The sequence below is a fragment of the Streptomyces amritsarensis genome, assembly GCF_001953875.1.
Lineage (GTDB): Bacteria > Actinomycetota > Actinomycetes > Streptomycetales > Streptomycetaceae > Streptomyces > Streptomyces amritsarensis.
In genome coordinates this window covers 38,366-65,250 of sequence record NZ_MQUR01000035.1, presented here as the reverse complement: position 1 = coordinate 65,250, position 26,885 = coordinate 38,366, and the positions used below count along the sequence as shown (strand labels likewise).

Below are 26,885 nucleotides of genomic sequence, written 5' to 3'. Positions count from 1 at the left end.
GGCGGGCGGCACCTGCGTTCGGGTGCCGCCCGCCGCCGTGTGCCGGGTCAGGCCCGGGCGTCCAGCAGGGTCTCCAGCTCGGTCGGCCGGTAGCCGTCGTGCAGCTTGTCCACGGCTGCCTTCCGGATGTCGCCGGCGGCGGTCTGCTTTACGTTCAGCACGTGGCTCTGTTCACGAGAACGGGTTCTGGCTTAGCTTTCGTGCAGTGGCCACGGTGAGTGACGGCTGAGCGTCTCCGGGCGGTATGCGAAGTCGCCCGGAAATGGACGGTGGTCAGTGCCGCTGGGCTGACAGTCCGGGTCGTGGACGACGTTGCACTCCAGCTGAAGGCGCTGTTGTTCCCGGTGATCGCGGACATCGCGGTGCGGTCGGTGGACGTGGATGTCGAGAAGGTGCGCCTTGACGCGCAGTGCACCACGGCCGGCGCCGCCTGCCCGGCATGCGGAGTCTGCTCGACCCGGGTTCACAGCTCCTACCTGCGGTTTCTCGCTGATGCCCCGAGCGCCGGACGAAGCGTCGTACTCCAGCTGCGGGTTCGGCGGTTCCGGTGCGGGAACACCAAGTGCCCGCGTCGGACGTTCGTGGAGCAGATATCCGGTCTCACCCGCAGGCACGGCCAGCGCACCGAGCGACTGCGTTCCATCCTGACCGCAGTCGGCCTCGCCCTGGCTGGTCGAGCCGGCGCCCGCCTGGCTGCCGTGCTTGGCATGTCCATCAGCCGGAGCACGGTCTTGCGCCTGGTCAAGGCGCTGCCCGAGCCGGAGGTGCCGATGCCTCGGGTGGTCGGCGTCGATGAGTACGCCACCCGCAAGGGCCGCCGCTACGGCACTCTCCTGGTGGACGTCGAGACCCGTCGACCGATCGATCTCCTGCCTGATCGAGAGGCATCAAGCCTGGCCGCCTGGCTTGCCCAGCGGCCAGGGATCGAGGTCGTCTGCAGGGACCGCGCGCCGTTCTTCGCGGAAGGCGCCACAGCCGGGGCACCCCAGGCGACGCAGGTCGCGGACCGTTGGCATTTATGGCACAACCTCGGGGAAGCCGCTGAGCGTGCGGTGGCCCGACACCGCCAGTGCCTTCGGGTTCTGGTCCCCGATCCCATGGCGAAGGCCGACGAACCCGCGTCGCCCGAGGAGAAGACGGACTCGCCATGGCGGAGCGAGCGGTTCGCCAACCGCGTCCGAGCCCGGCATGCCACGGTCCACGCGCTGCTGGAAGCCGGCCACAGCCGCCGCTCCATCGGGCGCCAGTTCCAGATGACCCACCGCACCGTCAAGAGCCTCGCCGACGCTGTGAAGCCGGAAGACCTCTTCCGCGGCCAGTGGCAGCACAACAGGACCTCCGTCCTCGACGAGGACAAGCCCTACCTGGACCAACGCTGGGACGAGGGCTGCACCAACGCCTGGAAGCTCTGGGAAGAGATCGTTCCCATGGGCTATCGCGGCAGCTACGGCCGCGTCAGCGCCTACCTGCGAGAGAAGCGCACCTCGGCACGGCCGGTCACCGCGCAACCGCCGGTACCCCGCGTGGTGACGCGATGGATCCTCAGCCGACCCGAGACGCTGACCGAGATCGAACAGCTCCGGCTCAAGGCCGTCCTGGCCAACTGCCCCGAACTGGATGCCCTGACCGGTCACGTCCGGTCCTTCGCCCACATGCTCACCGAACGCCAGGGTGAACGACTCCCTCAGTGGCTCGACGCCGTCCGCCAGGACGACCTGCCCAGCCTCCACACTCTCGCGGCCGGCATCGACCGGGACCGCAACGCCGTCATCGCCGGCCTGACGCTGCCCTGGAACTCCGGAGTCGTCGAAGGACACGTCAACCGGATCAAGCTGATCAAGCGCAGGTCATACGGACGGGCGCCTTCTCCTTGCTACGGACCTTCGTCCTTGCCCAGCCACCGTGACCCGCCTGGCCCAGGCGCCGGGCTGGAACTGTCTACTCCGAGCTACAACACGGCGACGCATGAGCTCAGATCAGAGGCCAGGAAGAACAAATGCGTACCTTTGGCTGGATCCACTCGCCCCAACACGACTGGGTCATCTCCCGCATGCCGAAGGGCTGGCAATCCCTGTTCGAAGTCCTTGCCGGTGACGACACCGTCCTCCTCCATGCATTGAGCTCGCCATGCCCAGACGTCGAGGTACTGACGAGCTGGCTGCACCTTTTCGGCCCACACCTTGAAGGCTGCGCCCGCCCGCAAGGCCAGGGCAGCGTGGCCGGCGGCATCGGTTGGATGTCGTTCGAGGGCAGCAGCAAGGTCTTCGCGATCCACGCCGTGCAGTATGGCGCGCCGCAGGGACCCTCGGGGGGCCAGCCCAGGCGGGCAGGCGGGACCAGGGGTAGCCGGGACGTGATCGTCACGAAATGTGGGCCACAGCCGGTTTCATAGAGCGCCATCAACAGCCCCCAGGTGAGGCCAGCGGTGGCTCTACGACGGGGCCCGCCAGCTGGAGGACTCGGCTGCACTGTCCTCTGCGGCGCGACGAGCCGGGCGGTGAGTGGCGTGCACGTGACGTACGGCGACAGGCGCGATCAGGCGTCCTCTTCGTACTCCTCGACCAGGTCCAGGTAGGACTCATCGCTGCGGAGGTGATGGGGGACGTGGCCGCAGGCGTCACAGCAGGTCTTGACCCAGGGCATGACCCACCCACGGAATTCGCCGGTGTCCCAGATCCACACCACGCGCTTCCGGCCCGGAGACGGGCAGGTCTGGCAGGTGGTGGCCGCCTCCCGCAGCGCGCGACCGACCACCGCCCAGACGTCCGGGCCCTGGGACCAGGGGGCGCCCTTCCAGCAGAGGTCCCCGAACTTCTCTTCCCAGTGCGGGGCGGGGTGGCCGGGCCAGACCAGGGCCAGGTCCCGTTCGGCGCGCTCGATGATCGGCGCCCAGCCCGCGCCCCGGGCACTGAACATCTTGTGCCGGAAGGGCGGGCCGCTGCGGGCTCGCAGCGCGGTCGTGTAGTTCTCGCCGCTGGCGGCTTGGCGCTGACGTGCCCGCTGGGCCGCGGTCGACTGCTTCTTCGGCATCTTCTGCTCGCTCCTGGCGGTCTCCCACGCTCCCGCCGGGCAGAGATGTGCCGGTTGCGGGCACGGGCCCCGAAGGACCTTGGCCGTTCGATCACCGGGCGGCGTGGGCGCCGGTGTCGGCGGGAGGCGTGCGCGTCTTGCCGTGTCGGGAGCATAGGGCGCGACGCAGCGTCAAGTCGAGGCGGCGCTGGCCTTCGGGAGGATCGGTCCGGGTTTTGGCGGTAGCGGGCCAAGACCGGCTCCGCCAGAGGGTGGCGAAGCTGCCTGGCGCTCACACCCTGTCGACGCCCGTCATGATCCGAACCATGTCCCGAACGCTGATGTGGCCCGGGCCCCGGCCTACCGGCGTCACGGTCACCCCGCCGCCGGCGCGCTGCTCGGGGACCTCGGACGCCTCGGGCTTCAGGGCGACGACCCGTTGCCCCGGCTCGGCCTGCCCCGAGATACGGGCCGCCTCCCGCTCCGTCGCGGCGAAGAACACCAGCCCTTCCAGCTCCCGCCGCAGCGCAGGCAGACGGCTGGCCACCGGGCAGATCACCCCGTACAGCTCACCGTGCACCGTCACCGGTAACCCCATGGCGAACGCGGGTTCCGGGCCCTTCCCCGTACGGACGGCGGCGACAGGATCCCCGGTCTCCTGGCACACCCACGCTCGGACCGGGCGGCGAAGGCCGGCCTGGCGGGCCTGGCGGGCCTCCAGCTCCCGGATACGCGCCATGTGGTCAGCCTGATCCTGCTCCCGCCTCCGCTCGGCGGCCGCGGCCCGCTCGGCCGTCCGCCGGTGCGCCTCGGATGCCGCCAGCTGCTCGGCCTCCCACTCGAAGTACCGCCGGGCGATCCACCGGAGCACCGGTTCCCCGACCCGAAGCCGGTACGGGCGCACGGTGTTCTTGACCAGGGCCGCCACGAACCGCTCCAGCGCCAGCTCGGCGACGTCCACCCAGCGACCGTGTCCACCGCACGGAAGCGCCCCCTGGACGCGTTCGCACAGCGGCCGCTGGACGCACCAGTCCCGTTCAAACCGGGCCGCCCCGTCGACGACCAGGAGTCGGCCGCCGTCTTCGGCCCAGGCCAGTCGGACCGCCTGCACGGCGCCGAGCCACGGCACGGTCTTCCGGTCCGTGAACCAACAGACCTCCACATCGGCCGCCGAGTACCGGGCGGTGCGCTGCTGGACGTCCTCCACCGTGATGGCGGACACCTGCGCCTCCAGCGCCACCAGGCGGCCGTCGTGGCCAGGACGTCCGCCCGCCAGGACCCGTCCGGCGCGAACGCCTCTAGGCCGTTTCCTTCAGATCATCGGATCGTTGGTTGATGTGTGTCGTTGACTGACGCCCAGTGGGCCCGCATCGAGCCGTTGCTGCCGGACCGGACGCCGAAGCGGGGAGGTCGGTGGCGTGATCACCGGCAGGTGATCGACGCGATTGCGTTCAAGTACCGCACTGGGACTCCGTGGATGGATTTGCCCGAACACTTCGGCTCACGGAAGGGCGCCCACAACCGACTGCACATGTGGGCTGCTGACGGCACCTGGGAAAGGCTCTTCACCGCCCTGCTCGCCCAGGCCGACGCCGAAGGCGACCTGGAGTGGGTCGTCGCGGTCGACTCCACGATCGTCCACGCCCACCAGCACGCCGCCGGGGCCCGTCAAAAGGGGCCCCGGCCGGCGAGCCGGACGACCATGCCCTCGGACGCTCCCGCGGCGGACTGACCACGAAGATCCACCTTGCCGCGGACGGCCGTTGCCGACCGCTTGCGTTCGTCCTCACGCCCGGCCAGGCCGGAGACACGCCCGCATTCGAACAGGTCCCGGCTCAAGGGTGTTGTCGGTGGTGGCGGTGACCATCGGCAGATGAGCGCCGGTATCGCGCCCGACGCCCCGCACGCGGGGATCGACGGACTGCGCGAGCAGATCCGGGACGCCCTCGCAGGGTGAGCGCCTCTGCTGCTCGGCGTGCCCATCCACCGGACGGTGTCCGTGCTGGCGGAGCTGGCGCGGCCGCTCGTGACGGTCGCGGCCCGCCGGGCTCACGCTGCTGCCCGGTGACGGTGCGACCGCACGGGCCGAACTGCACGCGGCAGCCCGCACGGCGTCCGCCGCCACCGAGCGGCGGAGGACGGACGTCCCGGCGGACCTGGCCGCGGTCCGGGCAGGATGCCGGCGCGCGGCCGTCGCGGTCGGCCAACGCGTTGCCGTCGCCTTCTGACCCGGGGCCTGTTCCTGCCTCGGGTTCATCGGCGTGCACGCCAGGTGCCGTAGAGGGCGGCGACGGCGCTGATGACGCCGGCGAAGCCGGCTTCACCGACGGCGAGGTAGATACCGGCGCAGGAGGCGAGGAGCGCGACCAGGACCACGGCGTCGGGCACACGGCGCGCACCGGGGTCCGGCTCGCGGGGCGCCGGGGACTGGGCAGGATCGGGGTCGGGGTCGGGTGTCTGCGGGGTGGTGCGGGTGTTGGTCATGACTCCAGGAGAGCGGCCTGCGGACCCTTGTTCCCAGTGATCCGTACGGGCCCGCTCGGACCCGGATGACCTTCCGCTTCGGCCGCCGGGGAGCGGGCCGGTTCCGGACGGGGCGAAGCGTCCGGAAGCGTTCGTCCGAATCCGCATACGTACGGCCTCCCCGCCCTCTAGCGTGGCTTTTCCGCACAAGCAGGGGGGTTTGATGGCAGAGGAACCCGGGGTCGAGCCGCAGGACTGTGAGGCGATCGACGCCTACGAGGCCGCGCTGGACGTCTTCGCCGAGAAGCTGAACCTGCTCCACATCTCCGGCGGCTCACCCTCGTACAGCACGGTCGCCGGCGCCTCGGTGCGGCCGCGCCTGACCACGACCGGCCTGAACGAGATGCTCTCCGGCAAGCGCCTGCCCTCCCTCGAGACGCTCCTGGAATATCTGCGGGTCGTCACCACCCCCAGCGGCCTGGACAAGCCGGCCGCCGCGAAGTTCCGGGCCGATGCCGAGCTCGTGGAGGAGTGGCGCGGGCACTGGCAGGACGCCAAGCTGCTCCAGCGCCGGGCCCAGGCCGCCAACAAACGGGTCCGGGCCACCATCCGCCAGGTCCACGACGACGCCGTCCGTGAGGCCGAAGCCCTGCGCACGGCCGCGCACGCGGAAGCCGAACGAATCCGTACGAGCGCGCACACCGACGCCGAGGACATCCGCGTGCGGGCCCGCCGCGACGCCGACGAGCTCCTCAACCGGTCCCGCGAGACGACGACCGCCACGACGCCGGACAGCGCCGAACCCCAATCTTCCGGAAGCGGGGCCGGACGCGCCGGCTTGCTCCCGCGCCTGGGCACAGTGACCCGGTTACGCCCAGCGGCCGCGGTGCTGGCGGTCGCCGTGGTGGGGGTGGCTACGATCCTGGTGAGCGACTCCTTCACCGGCACACCCGGCGACTGCCCGGACGGACGTACCCAGGCCGCCGCCCGGCACGCCGACGCCGGCTCGTCCAACGGCCACGGAAACATCCGACCCGTGGCGTTCTCCGCCCAACCAGCCGCCTTCATCACCCTTTCCCCCGGGCACTCACTGCTCCGCGGCTTCCCGACACCGTCCACCAGCCCAACGCCGGACGCGACGCCGATGCCGGACACCTCCCCGGCACCGGCGGAGTCGGCGACGCCGAGCCCGTCCGCCACGCCGACGCCGACCCCCGCACCGAGCCGATCGGCTCGGTGCACCGAACGCAGCGGCTGACGCAGCTCACCGCCGAAACGCCGGACGGGCGCGTGGCCGGCCGCAGCCGGCCCGCCGTCGCCCCGAGCGTCCTTGCGCGGGGGCGACGCCTCTGCGTGCAACGGCACCCCGCTGCCGGCCGGGTGACTCCGGCGCGGGGGCGGGCGTTGTTGCCTGCATGGACGAAATGTTGGACGTGCTCCTCGACGGGGTGACCGAGCCCCGCCTGAAGCTGATCAGCGGGGACGAGGCCCCGGGCCCTGATGGTGCTCATCGGGATGCTCGTAGAAGACACACAGGCCGAGGAAATCCGCTACGCGGTCGGCGAGATGCGTTTCCGCCTCGGATCCCGACTGGCCCTGCCCCTATAGGAGGGATGCCTTCCTGGAGTCAGGGGTGGAGGTAGCTGTAGAGGTAGGTGCGGGCCGCGGTCTCGCTGGTGCCGAGCCCCGTCGCGATCTCCTCGATCGGCACCTGCTGGGCGGCGAGTTCGTAGGCCGCGTCCTGGCAGACCTCGGCGATGACGTACCGCAGGTCTGCCAGCGCCTTCAACGCCACCAGCGGTTCCTCAGCGGCAAGGCCCTCAAGCCGGCGGACGAGTTCGGCGAGGAGCACGACGAGCTCAGCGGGAAGTTGCACGGCGGCGTCCCGGATCACTGAGCTTCTTCAGCGTTGCAGCTCCAGTGTGAGGACGGCCCTGGCGATTGACGCCATGCGGTTGGGGCTGCAGCGGGACCTGCGAAAAATCCGCCAGGACTTCAGGCGGGCGACGCCGCGTTCGACGGGTGCGCGTGCTGCGGCCAGGGCACGGTTGCGGGTCTTGTCGGTGGGGGTCAGTTCCTGCAGGGGCTTGCGTTTGGTGCCCGTGGTCAGCCACGGGCCGGCGCCCTGGTAGGCGAGATCGGCCAGGATCGGAACGCCCTGGCGCTCGCAGATCCGGATGATCCGGTGGGTGCGGGCAGCGGTCAGGTCGTGGGTGCGGCCCGGCAGGGCGGGCGAGAGCCACAGCAGCCGGCCGCCGGGGTCGGTGACGACCTGCACGTTCACGCCGTGGCGCCGGTGTTTGGGGGAGTAGGGCCCGGCCGTTGCCGACCCGGTTGCACTCGGCGAGGGTGCCGTCGAGCAAGACGAAGTCGGGATCATGGTCGCGCAGCGTCTTGAGCAGGCCCGGTGCACGGGCGGCGAGAAGGTCGACGACCGTGCTGGTGTAGGCGTGGGCAGTGGACTCGCTGATCCCGAATCCGGCGGCGATTTTCGCGAGAGTGGTGTGTTCGCGCAGGTACACCAGTGCCACCATCGCGCGCTGGGACGGGCGGAGCTTGCAGCGCCGGTCGCCCTCACGGGTGACGATCAGCATGGTGACCCACTCCACGAGTGCATGCGGCAGGTCGAGTGCGGCAGGATGCATGACCAACGAGGCCCCCGAGCAACGTGATTGAGACGTCAGACATCTCGATCAACAGCCCGGGGGCCTCGCTCGTTGCGCTTCACGGACCGTCACCCGATCGGTGGCCACATCGAAGAAGCTCATTGAGGCGTTCGGCGCCTGCCGACAGCGTGGGCGGTGTTGGGGTCGATCTGAGTACGGGTCTCCCCGCCCGCCGGTTGGTCTTGGCCTTCTTGGTCTGGTTGAGGGCCCAGCGGCCCGGTTCGACCGTCCGCCGTTTGGCGCGGGTCCGAAGGACGGGCCACCGGTTGGCTTCTTGGTCGCCCGAGGACAGTTCCGGTGCCGGCGGGCTGGGAGCAAGCGGCTGCGTGCCTCTTGCCCGGCCTCGGCGAGGGAGCGGGTGGGTTTGGCCGTACTGGCTCCGAGCTGGGACGGAATGCTTCGGCGGATGATGCGGACGCACCTGAGGTACGAGACCCAGTCCGCGTCCACGACGGGGCCTGTAAGGGCTGAGGCGTGGGCGAACCGGCGGATCGCGTGGTGGACGGCGAGGTAGGCCCACAGCTCCTGCCGGACGCCTTCCGGTGTGCGGGACCGGATCGGTCCGCCCGGACCGAGGTGGTTCTTGATCTCATCGAAGGCCAGCTCGATCTTCTAGCGTTCCCGGTAGAGCGCGACCAGCTCAGCCGCCGGGTAGCTCGGGATTCAGCAGCGTCGTGCCGAGGAAGGCCGCCTTGTCGTCCTTCATGAAGGTAATGACGCGGTAGATCGTGTGCCTGGGCAGGGGCCGGCCTTCCCGGCCTGCGCGGAGTCGGACCTCCTTGCCAGGACGTGCTATCGACAGATACGAGCCGTCCGGAAGCTCCTCCTGGAGGGTGCCGAGGTGATTGGACTGGAGCCTGACCAGCAGGTCCGCGCCGGTCACGGTGAAGGCGTGGGCGAACTCGACCGACCAGAAGCCACGGTCGGCGATGACCAGGTCTCCCGAACCGCTGGAGCCGGCCAGCTGGTAGGCAAGGCTCCGTTCGCCGTCGCGGTAGCCGCCAAGGCGGGCATCAAGCACCCCGTGTGTTCCGATCTCGGCGAGGACCACCACCCTCACCTGGGAGAACCCGAAGGGGATGCCACCCGTGGTGGAAGGGCCGTCGGAGGTTTTGCCGTTGCTCACCGAGTCGGGAAGGTCGAACTGAGTGCCGTCCAGAGCAAGCAGCCGTGGCCCGCGCCACCACGCCCCGGGTGTGTCCGGAGTGGCGAGCGGACCGGCCACCTCTCTGAACAGGGTCTCCAGCACGTCCTCGCCGAGCCGGGACCGGGCCCGGCATAACGACGACCGGTTCACCCTGGCCAAGGCCCGGCTGCCCGGTATCCCGCTAGTCAGCACGCGCAGCACTTCCCCGTACGACTCCCGGGCGAACAGGCACAGGGCCAGGACGAAGTACACGACCAGCCGCGCCGGTAGGAGGCGGCGCCGCTGCTCAGCCCGGTCGTGCTTGGCTATCGCCGCGTCGACCAGCTCGGCAGTGAATACCTTCGTCAGGATCCCGATCCGCACCCGCTGCCCTGCTCCCCACCCCGTCACACCCGGGGCAACGCCCTCGGTAGCTCAAAAGCAACTGCATTGGTCTTCGTTGGCCCCCGGACCACTGGGCAGGGCCCGGCGCGGTCAGGTCGTGGGTGCTGCCTGCCGTTCACCCGAGTGCCCTGGCTAGTTACCGGTCAGAATGTGTTGTTCTGTGTGGTGTTATTGCCGATCTGTACACCCTTTGTGCCACGTAGGTGTATCTCGTAGCCGGATGGAGTTGTGGAGCTGCTATCGGCCTCAGGTTGCGGTGGCGCGGGGGTGGGAGGTGGACTGTCAGGAGCGATCCCCGGCGGGTACGCGGGCGGCTTCGGGGTTGCCGGGCGTGTGAGGGCACGGGCCCGGGTGTAGTCGAGGCAGCGGCGTTCGAAGAGGTCACCGGTGCCCAGGGCCTGGTCGGCTCGGCGGGCGAACTCTTCGGTGGGGGCGAGGCGGCCGGCCTCGATGTGGCTGATGTAGGACGGGTCGAAGGCCATGGTCTTGGCAAGCGCCCGGATCGACAGCCCGCGGTCCGCACGCTGGTAGGTCAGCTCGGCGGCGAACGCCGCCGCAGCTACCCCAAGCAGATCTCTTCCCTCGGCGGGCACCCTGCTCAGGTCGCCGACCGATGTCTCTTGCCCTCTGTCCGGCCCGTAGTCGAGGGCGATGTCCGGCTCACGACACCAGGGGGCACCAGGACTCTCGTTGCCCTGCTTACGACCTCTGCTGCTGTGCTCGTCCACGCAAGTTCCCCCCTGCCCGGCCTGAAGCTGAGTCATGAGTGAACCATGAGTGAGGAAAGATCACCCTGTTGTCACGGGATTGCTCAGCGATGCGCTTACCCGGCGGTCGCGAAAACAGCGCGGCCAACGTCGGGAGGACAACCGGTATGACGATCACTCAGGCCTTCCCCCAGGATGGTGGGGGCTGGTTCAAGAGCAGCTTCTGCAACCAGAGCCAGACGTGCGTGGAGGTGCGGTTCGCGGAGAGCATCGCGCTGCTGCGCCATAGCCGCAAGACAGATGGCCCGGTGCTGGCCTTCACCCGTGCCGAGTGGGAGGCGTTCGAGCTGGGCGTGTTCAACGGCGAGTTCTCGATGCCCCAGTAGGCAGCAGGCCGCCGTGTTGCGATTGCATGGCCCGCCTCTCGGACCTGGGAGGCGGGCCATGCCGTGCCCGGCACGAGCACGGGGACGGTCAGGGAGGTGGGGGGTGGAGGCTCGTACGCAGGGCGTCGGCTCGGGGGTCTGCGTAGGGGGTCAGGAGCGTTTCGGCCTCGGCGCGGGCGGCATCGGCTGGTTCGCTCTGTCCGGTGCGGTCGAGGGCGGGGGCCAGGTGGGTCAGGGTGGTGGCGAGGGTGAAGGCGTTGGCATGGCGGCGGGCGAGGCTGACTGCGGTCCGGTGAAAGTCGGCGGCCTCATCCGCCCGGTCGAGGTGTTGGAGGGCCTGTCCGATGCCGTCGTAGATCATGGCTTCGAACCGTTTGTCGCCCATGGCCTGGGTGAGGCTGATGCACTGCTGGTAGGTGTCCAGCGCCTGCTCGCTATGGCCGCTGGCCAGGGCCAGGGCCGCCTGTTCGAGGAGGAAGCCGAGTTCCACCGGGCGGAAGGCGACGCCGCCCGCGAGGATGCCGGCTGCTGTGTTCAGATGTTCCTCGGCCCGTGTGAGGTGGCCGGTCTCCCGGGAGGCTCTGGCGAGGCTGAGGAGGGGGTTGACGAGCTGTTGCGAGTCGATTCCGGCGCTGCGGCACAGTTCCAGAGACTGCTGGGCGAGCTCGGTGGCCTGTTCGGGGCGGCCCATCTCGTTGTAGGCGTAGGCCAGGTTGTCCAGGGCGGTAGCCGACCAGCCAGGGTGTCCTTCGTCTTGGGCGAGGGCGAGGGTCTGGCTGAAGTAGTCGATGGCCCGGTCCAATTGCCGCTGCCCCACATACGCCTGGCCCAGGCCGTTGGTGGCCTCCAGCATGCCGAGTCGTCCGCCGACCTCGCGTTGAAGGTCGAAGGCGGCTCGGAAGGACTCGGCGGCGGGCTGCAGCCGACCCCCCTTGCGGTGGGCGTACCCCATGATCTGCTGCATCGCCGCCTCGGCCCGCCGATCGCCCAGACGCCTGGCTGCCGCGAGCCCGAGCCGCGCGGTCTCCAGTTCGTCGTCCAGGGCGCTGTGCGCATCGTGCAGCGGGTCCAGAGTGGCGGGCAGCTGCCAGGTCACCTCGTCCAGCCCGGCCACAGCTGTGGCCCGCACGAGGGCCAGCAGGTTCGCCCGCTCGGCCGTGTACCAAGCCGACGCCTCACCGTACGCACAAAAGGCGAGCGGTTCGATCCCGGGAGCCGGCTGCCCGGCCAGGTGCGAGGGCCTGAGCGCTTGGGCGCTACGGGTTGCGGCGTCCGCTGTGTACAGGTACCAGTCGGCGACACGCGCCAGCGCAGCCCGCTGCTCCTCCAAGCTGTCCTCACAGTGGGCCTGGTCGGCGGCGTAGGCGCGCAGCAGGTCGTGGAACTGGTAGCGGGCGGGACCGGTCTGCTCCAGGAGGTGAGCGCCGGCCAGCAGGTCCAGGAATCCCCGCACCTGCTGGACGCTGTACCCGGTAAGTGCTGCGGCCGCCCCGGCACCGAACTCTGGCCCGGGATGCAGGCCCAGGAGACGGAAGACCCGAGCAGCCGGCCCGGGCAACGCGCGGTAGGACCAGGCGAACACGGTGCGTACCGCGTCGGCCTCGACGTCGTCGTCCGTGGACAGCGCGTCCCACAGCGACGACTCTCCACGCAGGTCTGCGATCAGGTCGGTCAACGGCATGTGGGGTCGAGCGGCCGCGCGTTCGGCGGCGATCCGCAACGCCAACGGCAACCTGGCGCACAACTGGGCCAGCTCGGCAAGGTCCGTCGGCTCGTCCCGGTCTCGGTAGCCGGCCGTGACCGCGGTAAGCAGACTGATCGCTTCGGCCTTGGTGAGCAGCCCCAGTGTCAGACGGTGGGCACCGTCGCGGACCGCGAGACCGGAGAGCCGCCCGCGGCTGGTCGCGACCACCAGGCAGCCCGCGTCACCGGGCAGCAGGGGGCGGACCTGTCCCACGGTGGCGGCGTTGTCCAACACCACCAGCACCCTGCGCTCGGCCAGCAGCGACCGGTAGAGCTCGGCACGCTCCTCACCGTCCGCGGGGATCGCGTTAGCAGCCACGCCCAGGGCGCGCAGGAAGCGCTCCAGCGCGGCCTCGGGGGCGAGGGGACGGCCCGGGTCGTAGCCGCGTAGGTTCACGAACAGCTGCCCGTCGGGGAACCGGGCGCGTATCAGGTGGGCGAATCGCACCGCCAGCGAGGTTTTTCCGGCCCCAGCCGTCCCCGCGACCACCACCAGGCGGACACCCCCGCCCGACGTAGCTCCCTCCAACGCCTGAAGGCGATCAAGCTCGTCCGCACGGCCCACGAAACCCGGCACGTCACCGGGTAGCTGCCGCGGCACCAGAACCTCAGACCCCTGACCCGCTAAGGACCCCGGAGTGAGAGGTGCTGCGTGGTAGTGGACGATCTGCTGGGCATGGCCGACGGCGAACCCGCCGTGGTCGGCGGAGACAGCCGAGCTCCGGGTGGTAAGTCTGGCTGGTGGAGCTGGTGCGGGCGGTGTGGCGCCGGGTGCGCTCAGCCCTGGGGCGGACCCGGCAGCGGAGGGTTTCCGAGCGTCACGTCCCCCACCCGCAGCGCAGCCACCGATCCGTGATCGGCCCGCACCTCCACACGCCCCCTGACCACCACACCATGATCGCCAGCCGTCAGCGTGCCAGCTCCGGCCTGCTCCTGGACCAGGGCCCGCAGCTCGGCCGCGACCTGCTCACGATCCACACCGTCCAGGTCCTCCAGCAGGTCCTCGAACCGGGTCTGCCACGATGCCTCCTGACGCAGCCGGACCTGCTCCACCTCGGAGGAATCTGCGACCTGCAGCGTGCTGGCCGTACGGTCCAGCCGCTCCAACTCCGCACGCTCCCGCACACCGTCACCGCGCCCCAGCAACCGGGCCACCCGCGTTCGGAACCCGTCCCACGCCTGCGTCCCAGCGGCCTGCACCACAGCCGTACCACCCGCTGTGGCCAGCACTACTAGTGCTTCTTCCAACATCCCCGCCCCTTTCCTCCGGACGTCTTCCCTCGCGACCGACATTTCGACTCAACAGGCCGTAGAGCTCGGAGGAAGTCCGGCGTGTTTAGAATTGACGCTAGTGGTTTTCCTGTTTCGATCCAGTCATTACCGGATCGAGAGGACTTCGCCGGGGCCCGTCAATCTCATGTCGGCAAAATGGACTACCGCCACATAGTGACCCTTTCCGGCAACGCCTCGCGCGGGGCCGCACACTCCCTTTCCTCCACTCGACCCATCCCATTCGAGTGTGTGTTCGATGTAGCCGTCTGCCGGGATGAATTTAATGACAGGCTGCGGGTGGTCGAGGCACTGATCCGATCGGAACGTGTCGGCGACTGACGGTATGGGACTAACGCTCAGGTATGTCGCGGTCGGCCCGAAATCGAAGCCGCACGCTTGGCGGGATGTATTCGCCACTCGAATCGTTATCCTGGGTTTTTCTCCTATGGAGTATGTTTGCTTTGTGAAAGTTCCGCTTGCTCTCAGCACCTCTCCCATGCAGATGGAGGAGGGACCCACCCCGCCAGGAGTCTTCCCGGAGCCCATTGGGGGAGCTCCCGACAATCCGGCGCTATCGGTGACTTCCGGTTCCGGCGATGGCTTAAGGAGGGAAGAGGGTGACCTGGTGCCCCCCGAGTTGGCAAGCGGCGACCGGTCACTACCCGAACCGCCGCTTCCATTGGTCACGGAGCTGTAGATCCCAATACCTGACACGAGGGCTAATATGGCCAATGTGACGATCAGGGGAGTGTATCCGGGAGCGCCATTCTGGTCCCCCTCGTTGAACGTGACGGATGGCGAATCTGCGCCAAGCAGAGTTACTTTAGATTCAATCTTGCGAATTTTCGATGTCTTGTTGTTCTGGGAATTCTGATCCCCGACTTGAATTCCGCTTGACTCCTCGAATTCCATTCATGCCCCCGATGGTTTTTGATGAAGTCAGATCAATCCAGCCTGGTGTCACGCCTCGCGAAAAATCGACCAGACCTTACGGCATTACTCCCATCTGGTCCTGGTGAGGCTCGCGTGTGCGGCAAGCGGCGCCCATCTGTTCGGTTGTCGAAAATTCCACCCTGGCGGAATTTCCCAAAGAAAGAAGTGACGTCTCCATAAGGGCTCCGTTGGGTCCCCTGGTGTACCGCGAGGCGCACGTTACTCCCATAATCAGCCCGGTGCCAGGTACTTGACACCTTTGGCGAGTGCGGCCACCGGATCAATTCTGAGCAGGCTGTGGAGGCGAGATGGGATAGTGCGGATTCGGTGTCCCAATCGATGCCGAGTTCGTTCATGGCGCCCAACTTCACGTACAACCTGCGCATGGATCAGGCCTACTGGACCGCGCAGTCAGGTGACCGCAAGACGGCGGACCTCACCAAGTCCGGGGCCTCAGAACGGGACTTTGGAGAACCGCTGATGGGCGGCTTGCCGGGTGGTGCCGGTGGTCATGGCCCTCGGCGCGGAGCTGGGCGACGGCGGCGTTCAGGTAGCGGGTGTTCCACAGGACGACGGCGTTGAGGACCAGGCCGAGGGCGGCGAGCTGGTCTTATCCGAACTAGCCCAGCTCGGCGGCAGGTCCGCCGGTGAGCCGTCGTTCACCACGGAAAGTAGTCGTGAAGAAGTTGGGTGGACGGGTTCCGTCGGGCGTGTCGTGGATGTCGTCCGCGCGCGCTTTGCGGTCCTACTGGGAGAAAGCGTAGGTCCGGACGGGGTCGAGGTGCAGTTCGAAGGGCCCGAAACAGTCGGCCGCGAGGGTCGCGACCGGAGCGCCGCAGGGGCAGGCTCGGTTGAGTCCCTCGTCGCCTGTCGGTCCGCAGCACCCACTGCTGTTCTCCCAGTTGGGCAGGGGCTGAAGCCCGGCGGCGTCATCAGGGTGCACCAGCACTGTATGTCGGCTGCCGGCCGAGATGACGAAGCCTTCTTCACGGCAGACCACAGGTCCGCGCGACTGAGCTGGCTTCCGGTCCTCGTGATCGTCCTGCACGACGTAGGGAGGTCCCCAGGGCTCGGGATCGATCGCGTAGTGGCCCTGCGGAACAGTGGAAGGTGCCCGGCGTGTCTCCTTGTCCCGGTCGCGCTCGTCGTCTGAGACGTCAGGGATTGCGGCAAGCTCGGCCAGCTCCGGCGTGATCGCGGTGCCGCACTTGGAACAGAGGAAGACGGTCATCCCCTCGTTGTAGTGCTCAGGGCTGCTGCTTCGCATCTTCGTTTCGCTGCTCGGAGTCGATGCGCGCGACGACGCTGCGGAGATCGGGCATGCCCAGGTGGACGGTGGTGTTCCGGGTGGCGAGGTCGCGCATGGCGGCGAGCTTCTGCTCGGCGGCGGCGAGGCTGGCCTCGATCGCGGCGACCTCGCCGAGCCATCCCTGTTCCTTGGCCTCCTGGAACCGGTCGAGCAGGTTCGCGTGGATCTCCTCCAGGCGGGGCATCTGCTCGGGATCGGGCCGCAGGACAGGGCAGCGGATGCAGGCGTGTTCATGGACGCAGGGGGTTGCCGAAGTCACGTGCGCAGACGCCGAGGGCGACCTTCCGCAGCTCGAAGTGGGCGAGGAAGTCCTGCCACTCCTGGGCGGTGGGCTCGCGGTACTCCTCCCCGGGTCGCAGCGCCCGGCGGCGGGCGATGAAGGACCGGTGGTGGTTGATGACGTCCTCGGGATAGATCGCGGCATAGCCGAGGGTCGTGTCGACCGTCCGGTGGCCGCAGATGCGGGCGGCGATGTGCGGGGGCAGGCCGGAGCGGAGGGCGTCGGTCACGAAGATTCTTCGGAAGTCGTGGGGCCTGTATCGCAGCTCCTCGTTGGCGGGCCCGGTCAGCCCGCTGGCGGTGAGGGCGTCGTTGAGGCAGGTGTATATGTAGTTGCGCGGGATGGCCCGGTCCTCCGGGCCGCAGGAGAAGGGGCCGGTCATTGCGCCTCTGCGCATTCATCGATGAACGCGCAGAGCCGACGAATGAGGCTCAAGAAGGAGGGTGTGGGGTCCGAGTCGCCCTGCATGTGCGGTGCATCCTGGAGCCACTGCTGCCACAGGCCCCCCGGTTGACGGAAGCGGTCGGCTTGATCCCCTCCGAGGTTCAGGTCGATGAACTGGAGAGCGCCCATGACGACAGTCTGGTCGTATCCGAGGTCAGGACGACGGAGGTAGCGATCCAGGTAGGCGGCGAGCAGATCGGCGTCGTGCGCCGTTCCGAAACTGGCCAGGGCCACGCTGTAGGCGAGCCCAGCGCAGCAGACCTCGCTGGCCAGCAGGAGTTCCCCGAGGCGCTCACGGAACTGGGTCCGGCGGGAGACAGCTATGAGCCAAGCCGCAGTTCTCCGCTCTCGCCAGCCGCCTTCAAGCAGCTTGGCGATCTCATCGGCGGTGATGAGTCCTGCGTCCTCACGGAGATCTCGCATGAATCGGTCGCACTCAGGACTTTGCATGCGCAGCAAGCCGCCGCCGAGCTTCAGGTAGCGCCGCTCGGGCGTGACATAGCGGCGAACCAAGGTCAGCAACTCGGCATCGTCGTGCGGATTGCGTATCACACAGTCGATCTTGCCTTTTCGCCGCGGAACAGAGCCAGCCTCCTCCCTTGCCCTGCTGTTACCTGAGCAGAGGCAGACCCAGTTCCAAGGCCCGCGGGTCAGCCGCCATGGAGGCGCCACTCGTCGAGACCCCCGTAGATGTGGGCTTCGAGGCATTGCGGGGCGCCAAGGCCCACGGCCTCACCCCGGTACACGGCGATGAGGGAGTCCTTGCCCCGCCACCAAGAGTCCGTCACACCCTGTACTTCGGGGACCGGCTCGAATTCGCCGAGATCCAGTGCGTCGACGGCATTGCGCGTGACCCTTGTGACGGTCGTGGCCCAGCGGCGGGCATGAGCGGCGAGCGCCAGGGATTCCACCCATCCGTCAGTGCTGGCATGCAGGGGCGTCCAGCGGTTGGCGTCGATGCCGAACGCACCGTCGGGGCCGATCATGAAGCTGTAGGCCATGGACACCCGGCAGTCTCCTGCCGGGAATGACCAGCCTTCTGCGGGCGTCTCTTCGGGGCAGTCAGCGTCCAGGATGCGCGGACCACCCTCGTAGAAAGGGGCCGGCGGCAGGGCGAGGCCGCCCCAGCGGTCCTGGAAAGCAGTGGCACGTTCGATCTCTGCCGCGGGGATCCCGTGCTCGATCCACGCGTCGTGGTATCGCCGGATGTCCTGTTGGCGAACGCGGATGCCCTCAGTCTCGATGAACCGCTGGGCCCTGCGACTTAGGCCGGCAGGCGCGACCGGGACGGGCGATATGGGCTGGTCGGCCATTACCGCTGCTCGCCCTCACCGGCGTGGAGCACGGCCGACGCAATCTCCCGCACGCGCTCCAGGCTGATCCCTGTGCGCTGCTCGACGGCGAGGGGGTGGTCAGTGGGCTCCAGCTCGACGAAGGGGCGCTCGCCGACCGGGCGGGTATGGACGCGCGTTTTCAAATTGAGCGTCGTCGCCGGATACACCGGAAGATCGGTGGTGAGCCAGCCGAAGTAGGGCTTCTCCGTTTCGCGGCCGGGTCTGTCCCACAGGTCTGAGGCCCGGGAGAAGCTTTCTCGGCTGAGCGAGACCCAGACGCCCCAGGAGAACGCCTCGTCGCTGCCTATGACCGGTATCTCGATCAGGCCTTTGACGAAGTAGTGCTGAGCGCGGACCACGCACTGGTCCGTGGAGAGCAAGCAGTCGTCGGCGTCGGCGAAGGCCGGATCCCACACGGCGGGGGCCTCGGCCGTGTAGTTCATCGGCAGCTCAGGGTGGTGGGCCCCGCAGCGCGCGCAGGTGAACCCCAAATCACTGGTCATGGGCCCGGAGCCTAGCGACGGACTCCAGCCGTACCCGAAGGGGGCTGCTCGGCACAACTCCGCGCGGCCAACTACCCCGCTCAGTCACAGTCTGGCTACCCCGAGGACAAGCGATGGCAAGCGGCTTCCGTGGCGCCTTGGCACTGGAATACCGCAGCTACGGAACAAGTGCACTCCGCCAACATCCAAGAAGCTCGGCTGCTGCCTGGAGTGCCACGACGGCACCCCCGTGGACCCGAGCAGCTGCATGACCGGCCCGGCGCCCCCCGTGCACCGACTGGCCGCATGATCCAAACCTCGTCCCGCCACACCGGCCGGGACGGGGCCGAACCATCCGGGCGGTCGCAGCACCGGCAAAAGCCAGCCGCCCGCTCCCTCACCCTTCGAGATCAGGAGAACCCCAGCATGACGCGATTTTTGGGTGTAGTCCGACTTCTGCGCCCGCGTGAAGGGCGCCTCCGACGAGCACCCGGTCTTCACGGACCCCGTCACCAAGGAGGAGAGCACCCACGGCACGGCCAGCGGCAGGGTCGCGTGCCTGCACCACTGCCTCACGTAGTGCCACACAGGCGATCGTGGCCGGGCTCGGCGCCCGCGCGCTCGGGATCCGGGTCCACCCCTCCGCGGCCGCCGCCGCGCTCGCGGTCTCGTCCGGCACCCACTACGCAACCGACCGCCGCATGCCCGGCAAGGGCGACCCCGGGGAATTGCGTCTGATGCAGGCTCTGCTGTTGGCCGCCGACCCTGAACTGCGGGAAGTGTACCGGCTGGCGGCCTGACCTCCAGAGAACCTCACCGCGCCCTTGACCTGCCGGTTTTACGGGAGTCATGCATTAGATGCATGATTCCATCCTCTGGCGAGAGAGGGTGGGGCGTGTCCGACGGTACGAGGGAAGTGCAAGGGGCCGCGGTGCTGGAGCTGGTCTCGGGTGTGCACCTGCTGCACCCCGAGGACGCCGTACTCGACGCGATGCTGTCGGGATGGGCACGGCAGCAGCTGGGTGGCCGGGGCCTTCAGCCGGGGACCATCGACGGCCGTCGCCGGGTCATCGAGACATTCCAGGAGTTCACGAACGAGTACCCCTGGCACTGGACGGCCGCGCACATCGACGAGTGGATGGCGGACCTGGTGATGCGGCACAACCGCGCCAAGTCGACTCTCCGCAATTATAGGGTGCCATCAGCTTGTTCATGGACTACCTCCTCAACCCGGTCTACGGGTGGGTGGAGGTCTGCCTGGAGCGGTTTGGTACGCACCCGACGCCTATCCTCCACGACGGCAATCGACGCGAACACCTCGCGGACTATGAGGGCGGCGAAGAGCGCCGGCCGATGACGCGGGAGGAGTGCCAGCTCCTCTTCGACCACATCGACGACCGGGTGGACCGGATGATCAAGCGAGGCCGCAAGGGTGCCCTGACCGCCTACCGGGACTCCACCTTGTTCAAGACGATCTACGGCTGGGGCCTGCGGGCCTCGGAGGCGTCCGGCCTGGACCTGGTGGACCTCTACCGGAACGCGAAGGCTCCGCAGTTCGGGCGGTACGGCATGGTGCACGTGCGCAAGGCCAAGGGCACAAAGGGGTCGGGGCCGCGTCGGCGGAACGTCGCCAGCATCATGCCCTGGGCCGTGGAGGCCCTGGAGGACTACGTCGTCAACGTCCGTCCCCGCTACGGTTTCCCGTCCCACCCTGCCTTGTGGTTGACGGAACGCGGCGGCCGGCTCCGGACGCGCGAGATCGAGGACCGGTTCGCTCTCTACCGCGAGGAACTGGGACTCCCGGAGGAACTCGTGCCGCACTGCCTGCGCCATTCGTACGTCACGCACAGCATCGAGGACGGCATCGATGCGAAGTTCATCCAGGAACAGGTCGGCCACCTCTACGCGTCCACGACCGCCCTCTACACCGCGGTCAGTGACGACTTCGCCAACACGATGATGCTCAAGGCCATCGACCTGGCCTTCGACAACGACCCCGGACAGCGAGTCCTGGAACGGAGCGGACGACGATGACGGCGAAGCTCGACTACAAGTGGCACCTTCGCGAGGTCATGGCCACGAAGGGGATGTTCTCCACCACCGACCTGCGGCCCCTGCTGGCTGAGCGGGGCATCGACCTGTCCGCCAGCCAGGTTTACCGGCTCGTGGTGGAGGTTCCGGAACGGCTCAACCTCAAGGTCCTGATGGCCCTGCTGGACATCCTCGACTGCTCGATGGACGACTTGATCGAGCCGGTCGCCGCAGGCCGGCCGCGGGCGAGGAAGGCGTCGGACGGCACTGAGACCACTGGCGTCGGCGACTTCCGGCCCAAGCGGGCCCGGATCACCCGGTCGTGACCGCGGCTTCCCGGATCGCCGTCGACCCGCACGTAGTGATCTGCGAGCTGGTCGCCGCGGCCGAACCGGATCTGCCCTCGGAGACTGTCCAGAAGGCGATTGGCCAGGCGGTTCGGTCCAAGTCGGCCGCGGTCCGTCTGGCCCATGCCATCGAAGGCGATCCCCAGCTGCTGACGTCCGGCCGGGCCGAAGGCCCGGCCTCGGTCGAACGCTTCATCCGCGCCCTCACTGAGCTCGGCGCTGTCCGCGTCGTCCGGCCGCCCTGCTCGCGCTGTGGCAGGCTACGACCCCTCGGAAACACGGACGGCTCCGGCCACAGAATCTGTTCCTCATGCAGCGGCTTCAACACTCGGAAGGGTGCGGGTTCGGGCTGGTCCTGCACGACCTGCGGCAACGGCGAGACCCCGCGTTACGGCCTCGACCGCACCGGACGGGATGTCTGCCGCATTTGCTACAAGGCCCAGTGCACCGAAGACCCGGCCGCTGACCTGCTCGGCCACCTCTGCGGCCTGGCCCTGGGACTCGACGAGGCCGCGTTGCGGACAGCGATCGACGAGGTCACCGGAGGGAACTCGTCGGTCACCCGCCGCCTGCTCTGGGACCTCCAGGAGCAGCCCGGCCTTCTGGCCGGTCAGGCTCACCACCATGGGCCCAAGACCGTCCTCCTGGCCACCCGGCTCCACGAGGCCGGCGCCGACGGCGTTCCTGCCCCGAGGTGTCCGCACTGCGACCGCGCCGTCCGGCTCAGCCACTCGATCAAACTGCTGCGGGTCTGCGGAACCTGCTACAACCACGCCAAAGCCGAGCCCTGCAAGTGGTGCGGACGCAGCCGCCCCGTCGCAGGACGCGACAACACCGGAGCCCCGATCTGCAACACCTGCCGCAACAAGGAACCCTCCTACCAGGAGAAATGCGTTGTCTGTGGTCGAGTCGAGAGCGTCGCCGCCCGCACAACGGACGGGCCGATATGCGCCCTCTGCCGCAAACCGCCGGTCGTCCGGTGCGGTTCCTGCGGCAAGATCCGGGCCTGCCTCTTCGCCGGGACCGAATCACCCCGGTGCCGGACGTGCTCGCACAAGCGGGAACCCTGCACCGACTGCGGACGTACTTTGCGCGTCGTCGCCCGGACAGCACGCGGACCCATCTGCGAGAACTGCTGGGAGAAGGCCCCGGAGGCACACAAGCCCTGCAAGCAGTGTGGCACCGTGGAGCGCCTGTTCCACTTCGGTCTCTGCCGGCGATGCGCCGCCGACCGCCAACTTCGGAGGCTGCTGACTCCGCCCGACGGCGAGCGCCGTCCCGAGCTCGACCAGGTCGCTGACGCCCTGCTGAACCTCAACCCCCGCAGGGCCCTGCTCTACCTGCGGGAATCGCCGACGGCCAACCGTCTGGTCACCGATCTTGCCGCCGGGACCTGCGAGCTCACCCACGAAGCCCTCGACGCCCGCATGGCCAGCCAGAAGGACATGGCCGTCGACTACTTTCGGGCTGTCCTGGTCTCGGCCGGTGTGCTGCCGGTCCGCGATGAGTACATGGCCCGGTTGGAACGATGGATTGAGCACAAGACCGCGGCCATCGAAGATCTCGAAGACCGCCGCCTGATCACCGCCTACGCCCGCTGGGACCGCATCGCACGCATCCGGCGGCGAGCCCGCGGAAATCCGATCTCCGCCTACGCCAGCGACATCGCCCAGGCCCAGATCGCCAAGGCCGTCGCCTTCCTGACCTGGCTCAAGGAGCAAGGGGAGACCCTGGCGACCTGCCGACAGCCCCTCGTCGACCTCTGGCTCACTTCGGAGAACCACCAAGGCCCTTACGATGCGAGGCCGTTCGTACGCTGGGCAGTCCGCGGCAAGTTCGCCTCCGGGATCAGTATCCCGGCCCGGCCGCGGCGGATCTTTCACGGGCCGCTGGACGCCGACGAACGCTGGGCGACCGCCCGGCGACTCTTGAACGACGACTCCATCGAGACCAGGGATCGCGTCGCCGGACTGATGGTTCTCCTCTATGGCCAGTACCCGGCGAGGACCTGTCGACTGACCACGGCACACGTCATTCACGACGAGAACGGCGTCGCCCTCCGCCTCAACAGGACCCCGCTGAGGCTGCCACCACCCCTCGACGGCCTGGTCCTCCGGCTCGTCGACATCGCCAACGATCACCAGCACGCCGTGATGTCGAACGACCTCAATGCCCCCTGGCTCTTCCCAACCCAGAGGCCCGGCAAGCCACTGGGCAGCAAACAACTGGGCCGGCGCCTGCGCAAGATCGGACTCCCTACCGAAGCCGGACGATGCGCGGCCTTGCTTGACCTCTGCACCCAGATGCCGCCAGCGGTCCTTCAGCGTCTGCTCGGCATCAGCCCCGCAGCTGCCGAGCGCTGGGCCGCCGGGGCCGTCAGGACCGCATACGCTGCCGAGGTTGCCCGTCGATCATGACCCTATCTCCCAGTGACGGCAGCAGCCTGCATGCGACAACGTTCCAGCCCCGCCTTCACCTCTGCCTGGTCCTGGCCGTCCTTGCTCGCCAGTAGTTCGCCGGCCGTAGTCATGGCGGCCCAGAAATCGGGCGGTGAGCCCCGCCCGTCACGGAACCGGGTTTTGGCGAAGTACAGGAAGATCTTCGTGAGCTCGCCAGTACGAAACCACCCGAGCAGGCCACCGGGATAGCCTCCGCGGGCGCCGGCGGCGGTTCCCAGCAGGTCGCGGATGTGCTCCTCGTGCTCGTCAAGTACCCGGTCCACGATGAACACGTGCCCGAAGGAGAGAAGGGTGGCGACGAGTTCCTCCTCACCCGCCGCGAACTCCGCGAACAGTGGCTCGACCTCTCGCAGCCGGGCCTCGGCTTCCGTCCGGGGCACCCCCAGGGCCACGCACACGGCTAGCACACAGGCGGCCCACTCACCTGTCCTCGCGGCTAGCTCGGCGAAGACTTCCTCATCGCTCTGCCCTGCCGCAAGCATCTCCCGCGCATCCAGAACCAGCGCGTCCGCGCCCTCCCCGTGATTCATGGCGAGAGGCTACCGCGGCGTGGGGCGGCCAAGGGGTGCCGCGGATGGCTCGGGCACTGAGGTCTGCTTGGCGGGCTGCCATCATGCTCTGATGGCCCACCACATAGTGTTCTTCCTCGCCCCCGACGACGCAGCCGCCGCTGCCACGCGCCTGCGGGGACCTGGTGCGGCGTTTGAGTCTGTGACCTGCCGTTTTATCGAGCCGGACAGTGCCATCGCCGAGTGGGACATGTTCTTCGAGGAGCCTTCCGCCGAGGCCCCGCCGCTTGAGCAACTCCTTCGGTGGGCGTGGCCGGAGTGGGTCACCGCCCCCTTGAACGATGGCGTTGAGGTGTTTGCTCTGCCGAAACGGCTGACCCGAGCACTGGCCAACGCGACCTCCGCCGAACTCGAAGAGCTCGCAGGCCGCTGGACCACCCGGCTCTGGTCCGAGGACGGGGACGATATGACCGACGATGATCTACTGGCCGTCCTGCAAGGAGTGGCCCGGCTCGCGGCGTCTGCGGTGAACACAGGCGGCGGCCTCTACAGCTGGAGCCTCTGACCGCCCATCTTCGAGGGCGGCTCACGTTTGACGCCGCTGCACGCCAAGAGCTCGGTCCCAGTGGCGTCGAAGTACAGCGTGAAGTGCCAAGACCGGTCTGCTGCATCGATGATGCCGGTGCGCAGGTGCTTGTCACGATGCTGGGCCAGGATCTCAACGGTCTCGTCGAGGCCGAGGGTCGTCAGGCCGATCTTCAACGACCGCCTCAGCCGCGTCGCAGCGATGCCAGCGACCATCCAATGGGGCACCTCGCTGTCCCAGACCATCACCCGGCCACCGGCGGCGATGGCGTCACGTGCTGCCTTGCAGGCGCGGGTCTGGTCGGTGAGCATCGCGGCGATGTCGGGCTGTCTGGGGTTCTCGTCCTCGGCGGCCATGCGGTGACTGTAAGGGGCGAACGCGGGCGTTGCTACAGGATTCGGCGTGGCCTCCCCGCGGTGCTCGGCCACTCCGCGCCTGGGGTGCAGTCGAACTGAGCTGGCTGCCCCGCCGCCTATTCCGCGGGACCGAATATCCGGACCTACCGACACTGCTGGAGAAGCTCGCCGACAAGACCGGCAAGGGCGCCTTCTACCGCCTCGCCTCGCACCGGCTTTGTACGCGAGTAGCGGTTCTGGTTCAACTTCCGTGCTGAGTGACGCTCCGTTACGGCTGAACATCGAAGAGAGCGATGGAAGGGGGTGGCGGGGCAAGTACTGCGCGAAGGCGCGTGAGTATGGCTCGCCACTGCTTCCAGTCCTCCGGGTTGACCCAGTTTGAGGCCGGCCCATCCTCGTCGCCGAGGATGCGGGCGAGGGCTTCGTCGGCGAGTGCGCGCAGGTCGGAGGGGAGCAGGGGCATGGGTGTCTCCGGACCGTAGGACGTGTCGACGGGGTCGCCTTCCGGGCATTGCGCCGCGATCAAGGCGGCGGCGGCCACCGCCCTCTTCCGCTTCCGTCAGATAGCCGCTTGCGTCGATCGTCCGGACGAGGACGCCTCGGATCAGGGCTTCACGCGCCTCGGGCTCGGCCTCGTCGAGTGCCTTGGCGAAATCTGCGGCTGTGTCGTTGTCGAAAGGGCCGGTATCCCAGGTGCCCATGCTGATCTCCCTGCGTATGGTGGCCCGGATCCTCGCACCAGGCACTGACAACAGGACTACGGGGCGAGCAGGACCCGTTTGCGAAGAAGGTCGAAGCCTGCGCGGCCGAACATCTGGCGCTTGAGCATCTTGATCCGGTTGACATGGCCTTCGACGACTCCGGAGTTCCAGGGCAGGGTGAGGCTGGCGATGACGGCATCGCGGTCTCAGTCGATGCCGGCGGCGAGGGTGTGGAGGCTGGGGAGGTCGTCCTGCCGGACGGCGTCGAGCCAGTCCGGAAGTCGTTCGCCTTGGCGCTCTGTGAGCATGGTCGCGAAAGACCGGACGTGGCGGGTCAGAGCGTCGAGTTCGGGGCAGTGCGTCCGGACGGACTTGAGTTGGATCTGCTCGGACTCGGTGAGGGTGTCCGGGCGGCGAAGGATCCATCCGGCGACCCTTCGGGGCGAGGGCGGCCGTGCGGTCACCGGCCGTGGTGAGGTGCGTTTGTCGTGCAGGTAGGCGCAGACGCGCTGGTAGCTGCCTTTGTAGCCGAGAGGCAGGATCTCCTCCCAGAGTTTCCAGGCGTTGGTGCAGCCCTCGTTCCAGCGGTCGTCCAGGTAGGGCTTGTAGTCGTCGAGAACGGAGGGCCGGTTCTGCCATTGGCCGGTGAACAGGTCCTCCGGCTTCGCGACGTCGGCGAACTGTTTGACGGTCCGCCAGGTCATCCCGAGTTGTCGCTGGATCGAGGGTTGGCTGTGCCCAGCCTTCAGCAGGGCGTGCACGGCTGCGTGCCGGGACCGGGTCCGGTCGGCGAACCGGTGTCCGCGTGGCCATGGCGACCCGGTCTGGCCCGCGGCCGGGCCTGTCACAGGCTGGGACTCAGGTGACGCGGGTGTCAGAACGTGCAGGCAGCGGCGATGCTGGGCAACACTCCGCTCGGCGGCTTCGCTCAGGTTGTGCCATAGGTGCCACCTGTCCGCGACCTGGACCGCCTGCGGCGCTCCGGCGGCGGCGCCCTCGGCGAAGAACGGTGCCCGGTCCCGGCAGACCACCTCGACGCCTGGCCGCTGGGCGAGCCACGCCGCCAGACTGGATGCCTCCCGGTCTGGGAGAAGATCGATTGGACGGCGGGTTTCGACGTCCACGAGGCCAGGACGTCGTTGATCTGGACCTCCTCGAGGGAGCCGGCACGGCGGCCACCGTCCTGGAAGTACACCTCTTTGAGGGCCTCGGCGGTGAGCCGGCGCAGGGTGTTCTCGTTGACTCCCTGCTGCTGGGCGTCGAAGAGGCGAGCGGCGTGCTGCGGGAGCGGGGCGGCGGTGAGGTGCCGGAGGCGGGCCTCGTCCGTGCTGTCCATA

Annotated in this window: 24 protein-coding genes and 5 pseudogenes; 9 read left to right on the top strand and 20 right to left on the bottom strand. The window is 68.5% G+C overall.

Going from position 1 to position 26,885, the window contains the following annotated elements:
- Positions 1-302: 302 nt before the first annotated feature.
- Positions 303-2,120 (top strand): ISL3 family transposase, encoded by a 1,818-nt coding sequence (locus AVW11_RS17060; protein WP_240528198.1) that lies wholly within the window; start codon positions 303-305, stop codon positions 2,118-2,120.
- Between the two features lie 415 nt (positions 2,121-2,535).
- Here AVW11_RS17060 and AVW11_RS17050 read toward each other — a convergent pair whose 3' ends face one another.
- Both AVW11_RS17050 and AVW11_RS17045 read right to left on the bottom strand, forming a co-directional pair.
- Positions 2,536-3,030, bottom strand: a complete 495-nt coding sequence (locus tag AVW11_RS17050; RefSeq protein ID WP_076044526.1) for a hypothetical protein — start codon at positions 3,028-3,030, stop codon at positions 2,536-2,538.
- A gap of 271 nt (positions 3,031-3,301) precedes the next feature.
- Positions 3,302-4,249, bottom strand: a complete 948-nt coding sequence (locus AVW11_RS17045) for a competence protein CoiA family protein (protein ID WP_076044524.1) — start codon at positions 4,247-4,249, stop codon at positions 3,302-3,304.
- A 99-nt stretch (positions 4,250-4,348) separates the two neighbouring features.
- On the opposite strand from AVW11_RS17045, the pseudogene AVW11_RS17040 reads away from it, so the two are divergent.
- A pseudogene (locus AVW11_RS17040) lies at positions 4,349-4,848 on the top strand (IS5 family transposase); the annotation flags it as partial.
- 414 nt (positions 4,849-5,262) lie between these two features.
- On the opposite strand, the gene AVW11_RS17035 reads toward AVW11_RS17040, so the two are convergent.
- Complete coding sequence (locus tag AVW11_RS17035) at positions 5,263-5,493, bottom strand: hypothetical protein (RefSeq protein WP_076044522.1); 231 nt, start codon at positions 5,491-5,493, stop codon at positions 5,263-5,265.
- A 202-nt stretch (positions 5,494-5,695) separates the two neighbouring features.
- Between AVW11_RS17035 and AVW11_RS37415 the strand changes: the two genes are divergently transcribed.
- Positions 5,696-6,730: a hypothetical protein gene (locus AVW11_RS37415; RefSeq protein ID WP_076044520.1), complete on the top strand. Its 1,035-nt coding sequence runs from the start codon at positions 5,696-5,698 to the stop codon at positions 6,728-6,730.
- 369 nt (positions 6,731-7,099) lie between these two features.
- On the opposite strand, the gene AVW11_RS17025 is transcribed toward AVW11_RS37415, so the two are convergent.
- The 4 genes and pseudogenes from AVW11_RS17025 to AVW11_RS17010 form a co-directional block, all read right to left on the bottom strand.
- Positions 7,100-7,348 carry a hypothetical protein gene (locus AVW11_RS17025; protein ID WP_143568858.1) on the bottom strand — a complete coding sequence of 83 codons (249 nt, stop codon included), beginning with the start codon at positions 7,346-7,348 and terminating at the stop codon, positions 7,100-7,102.
- 27 nt (positions 7,349-7,375) lie between these two features.
- A pseudogene (locus tag AVW11_RS17020) lies at positions 7,376-8,123 on the bottom strand (transposase).
- A gap of 655 nt (positions 8,124-8,778) precedes the next feature.
- Complete coding sequence (locus AVW11_RS17015; protein ID WP_076044516.1) at positions 8,779-9,648, bottom strand: IS4 family transposase; 870 nt, start codon at positions 9,646-9,648, stop codon at positions 8,779-8,781.
- Between the two features lie 164 nt (positions 9,649-9,812).
- Complete coding sequence (locus AVW11_RS17010; protein ID WP_206281908.1) at positions 9,813-10,397, bottom strand: helix-turn-helix domain-containing protein; 585 nt, start codon at positions 10,395-10,397, stop codon at positions 9,813-9,815.
- A gap of 146 nt (positions 10,398-10,543) precedes the next feature.
- Between AVW11_RS17010 and AVW11_RS17005 the strand changes: the two genes are divergently transcribed.
- The gene (locus AVW11_RS17005; protein WP_076044512.1) at positions 10,544-10,762 is read left to right on the top strand and encodes a DUF397 domain-containing protein; all 219 of its coding nucleotides are present in this window, start codon (positions 10,544-10,546) and stop codon (positions 10,760-10,762) included.
- 88 nt (positions 10,763-10,850) lie between these two features.
- Here the strand turns inward: AVW11_RS17005 and AVW11_RS17000 are convergent, their stop codons facing one another.
- The 9 genes and pseudogenes from AVW11_RS17000 to AVW11_RS16960 all read right to left on the bottom strand — a co-directional run bounded on the left by AVW11_RS17000 (position 10,851) and on the right by AVW11_RS16960 (position 18,520).
- Positions 10,851-12,953 (bottom strand): tetratricopeptide repeat protein, encoded by a 2,103-nt coding sequence (locus AVW11_RS17000; RefSeq protein WP_143568857.1) that lies wholly within the window; start codon positions 12,951-12,953, stop codon positions 10,851-10,853.
- Between the two features lie 329 nt (positions 12,954-13,282).
- Entirely contained in the window at positions 13,283-13,756 is a 474-nt protein-coding gene (locus AVW11_RS16995; protein WP_076044508.1) for a hypothetical protein, read from the bottom strand.
- 1,432 nt (positions 13,757-15,188) lie between these two features.
- Positions 15,189-15,320: pseudogene (locus AVW11_RS38430) on the bottom strand (Tn3 family transposase); the annotation flags it as partial.
- Between the two features lie 135 nt (positions 15,321-15,455).
- Positions 15,456-15,941: a hypothetical protein gene (locus tag AVW11_RS16985; RefSeq protein ID WP_076044506.1), complete on the bottom strand. Its 486-nt coding sequence runs from the start codon at positions 15,939-15,941 to the stop codon at positions 15,456-15,458.
- 16 nt (positions 15,942-15,957) lie between these two features.
- Positions 15,958-16,203 (bottom strand): hypothetical protein, encoded by a 246-nt coding sequence (locus AVW11_RS38425; protein ID WP_076044504.1) that lies wholly within the window; start codon positions 16,201-16,203, stop codon positions 15,958-15,960.
- Between the two features lie 46 nt (positions 16,204-16,249).
- Positions 16,250-16,696: a site-specific integrase gene (locus AVW11_RS38420; protein WP_240528197.1), complete on the bottom strand. Its 447-nt coding sequence runs from the start codon at positions 16,694-16,696 to the stop codon at positions 16,250-16,252.
- Positions 16,678-17,295, bottom strand: coding sequence for a DUF6000 family protein (locus tag AVW11_RS16970; protein WP_076044500.1), 618 nt, complete (start codon positions 17,293-17,295; stop codon positions 16,678-16,680). The genes AVW11_RS38420 and AVW11_RS16970 overlap by 19 nt, the downstream gene beginning before the upstream one ends.
- A gap of 98 nt (positions 17,296-17,393) precedes the next feature.
- Complete coding sequence (locus AVW11_RS16965) at positions 17,394-18,056, bottom strand: hypothetical protein (RefSeq protein ID WP_076044498.1); 663 nt, start codon at positions 18,054-18,056, stop codon at positions 17,394-17,396.
- The gene (locus tag AVW11_RS16960; RefSeq protein ID WP_014677498.1) at positions 18,056-18,520 is read right to left on the bottom strand and encodes a DUF2199 domain-containing protein; all 465 of its coding nucleotides are present in this window, start codon (positions 18,518-18,520) and stop codon (positions 18,056-18,058) included. The genes AVW11_RS16965 and AVW11_RS16960 overlap by 1 nt, the downstream gene beginning before the upstream one ends.
- A 635-nt stretch (positions 18,521-19,155) precedes the next feature.
- Between AVW11_RS16960 and AVW11_RS38415 the strand changes: the two genes are divergently transcribed.
- The 4 genes from AVW11_RS38415 to AVW11_RS38410 all read left to right on the top strand — a co-directional run bounded on the left by AVW11_RS38415 (position 19,156) and on the right by AVW11_RS38410 (position 23,354).
- Complete coding sequence (locus tag AVW11_RS38415) at positions 19,156-19,359, top strand: hypothetical protein (protein ID WP_240528196.1); 204 nt, start codon at positions 19,156-19,158, stop codon at positions 19,357-19,359.
- A 412-nt stretch (positions 19,360-19,771) separates the two neighbouring features.
- A complete protein-coding gene (locus AVW11_RS16945; RefSeq protein ID WP_338058858.1) occupies positions 19,772-20,593 on the top strand; it encodes a tyrosine-type recombinase/integrase in 822 nt (273 codons plus the stop codon).
- Complete coding sequence (locus tag AVW11_RS16940; RefSeq protein WP_076044492.1) at positions 20,590-20,916, top strand: helix-turn-helix domain-containing protein; 327 nt, start codon at positions 20,590-20,592, stop codon at positions 20,914-20,916. The genes AVW11_RS16945 and AVW11_RS16940 overlap by 4 nt, the downstream gene beginning before the upstream one ends.
- On the top strand, positions 20,913-23,354 hold the full coding sequence (locus AVW11_RS38410) for a hypothetical protein (RefSeq protein ID WP_240528195.1): 2,442 nt from the start codon (positions 20,913-20,915) through the stop codon (positions 23,352-23,354). Before AVW11_RS16940 ends, AVW11_RS38410 begins: the two co-directional genes overlap by 4 nt.
- A 2-nt stretch (positions 23,355-23,356) precedes the next feature.
- Here AVW11_RS38410 and AVW11_RS16930 read toward each other — a convergent pair whose 3' ends face one another.
- The gene (locus AVW11_RS16930; protein WP_076044490.1) at positions 23,357-23,926 is read right to left on the bottom strand and encodes a cytochrome c-type biogenesis protein; all 570 of its coding nucleotides are present in this window, start codon (positions 23,924-23,926) and stop codon (positions 23,357-23,359) included.
- A 91-nt stretch (positions 23,927-24,017) separates the two neighbouring features.
- On the opposite strand from AVW11_RS16930, the gene AVW11_RS16925 reads away from it, so the two are divergent.
- Positions 24,018-24,470 (top strand): hypothetical protein, encoded by a 453-nt coding sequence (locus AVW11_RS16925; protein WP_076044488.1) that lies wholly within the window; start codon positions 24,018-24,020, stop codon positions 24,468-24,470.
- On the opposite strand, the gene AVW11_RS16920 is transcribed toward AVW11_RS16925, so the two are convergent.
- The 3 genes and pseudogenes from AVW11_RS16920 to AVW11_RS39280 form a co-directional block, all read right to left on the bottom strand.
- Positions 24,452-24,847, bottom strand: a complete 396-nt coding sequence (locus tag AVW11_RS16920; protein WP_076044486.1) for a hypothetical protein — start codon at positions 24,845-24,847, stop codon at positions 24,452-24,454. The genes AVW11_RS16925 and AVW11_RS16920 overlap by 19 nt on opposite strands.
- Positions 24,848-25,115: 268 nt before the next feature.
- A pseudogene (locus AVW11_RS16915) lies at positions 25,116-25,548 on the bottom strand (DUF4259 domain-containing protein).
- A gap of 56 nt (positions 25,549-25,604) precedes the next feature.
- Positions 25,605-26,837 (bottom strand): annotated as a pseudogene (locus AVW11_RS39280) (ISL3 family transposase); the annotation flags it as partial.
- Positions 26,838-26,885: the final 48 nt, after the last annotated feature.

What these genes read in the sequence shown, in the direction of transcription:
- AVW11_RS16930 (WP_076044490.1), bottom strand. Translation starts at nt 23,926, where the DNA reads ATGAATCACGGGGAGGGCGCGGACGCGCTGGTTCTGGATGCGCGGGAG.
- AVW11_RS16920 (WP_076044486.1), bottom strand. Translation starts at nt 24,847, where the DNA reads ATGGCCGCCGAGGACGAGAACCCCAGACAGCCCGACATCGCCGCGATG.
- AVW11_RS16995 (WP_076044508.1), bottom strand. Translation starts at nt 13,756, where the DNA reads ATGTTGGAAGAAGCACTAGTAGTGCTGGCCACAGCGGGTGGTACGGCT.
- AVW11_RS38425 (WP_076044504.1), bottom strand. Translation starts at nt 16,203, where the DNA reads ATGCCCCGCCTGGAGGAGATCCACGCGAACCTGCTCGACCGGTTCCAG.
- AVW11_RS16960 (WP_014677498.1), bottom strand. Translation starts at nt 18,520, where the DNA reads ATGAACTACACGGCCGAGGCCCCCGCCGTGTGGGATCCGGCCTTCGCC.
- AVW11_RS16940 (WP_076044492.1), top strand. Translation starts at nt 20,590, where the DNA reads ATGACGGCGAAGCTCGACTACAAGTGGCACCTTCGCGAGGTCATGGCC.
- AVW11_RS17005 (WP_076044512.1), top strand. Translation starts at nt 10,544, where the DNA reads ATGACGATCACTCAGGCCTTCCCCCAGGATGGTGGGGGCTGGTTCAAG.
- AVW11_RS17035 (WP_076044522.1), bottom strand. Translation starts at nt 5,493, where the DNA reads ATGACCAACACCCGCACCACCCCGCAGACACCCGACCCCGACCCCGAT.
- AVW11_RS17050 (WP_076044526.1), bottom strand. Translation starts at nt 3,030, where the DNA reads ATGCCGAAGAAGCAGTCGACCGCGGCCCAGCGGGCACGTCAGCGCCAA.
- AVW11_RS16965 (WP_076044498.1), bottom strand. Translation starts at nt 18,056, where the DNA reads ATGGCCGACCAGCCCATATCGCCCGTCCCGGTCGCGCCTGCCGGCCTA.
- AVW11_RS16925 (WP_076044488.1), top strand. Translation starts at nt 24,018, where the DNA reads ATGGCCCACCACATAGTGTTCTTCCTCGCCCCCGACGACGCAGCCGCC.
- AVW11_RS37415 (WP_076044520.1), top strand. Translation starts at nt 5,696, where the DNA reads ATGGCAGAGGAACCCGGGGTCGAGCCGCAGGACTGTGAGGCGATCGAC.
- AVW11_RS38420 (WP_240528197.1), bottom strand. Translation starts at nt 16,696, where the DNA reads ATGCGCAGAGGCGCAATGACCGGCCCCTTCTCCTGCGGCCCGGAGGAC.
- AVW11_RS16945 (WP_338058858.1), top strand. Translation starts at nt 19,772, where the DNA reads ATGGACTACCTCCTCAACCCGGTCTACGGGTGGGTGGAGGTCTGCCTG.
- AVW11_RS16985 (WP_076044506.1), bottom strand. Translation starts at nt 15,941, where the DNA reads ATGACCGTCTTCCTCTGTTCCAAGTGCGGCACCGCGATCACGCCGGAG.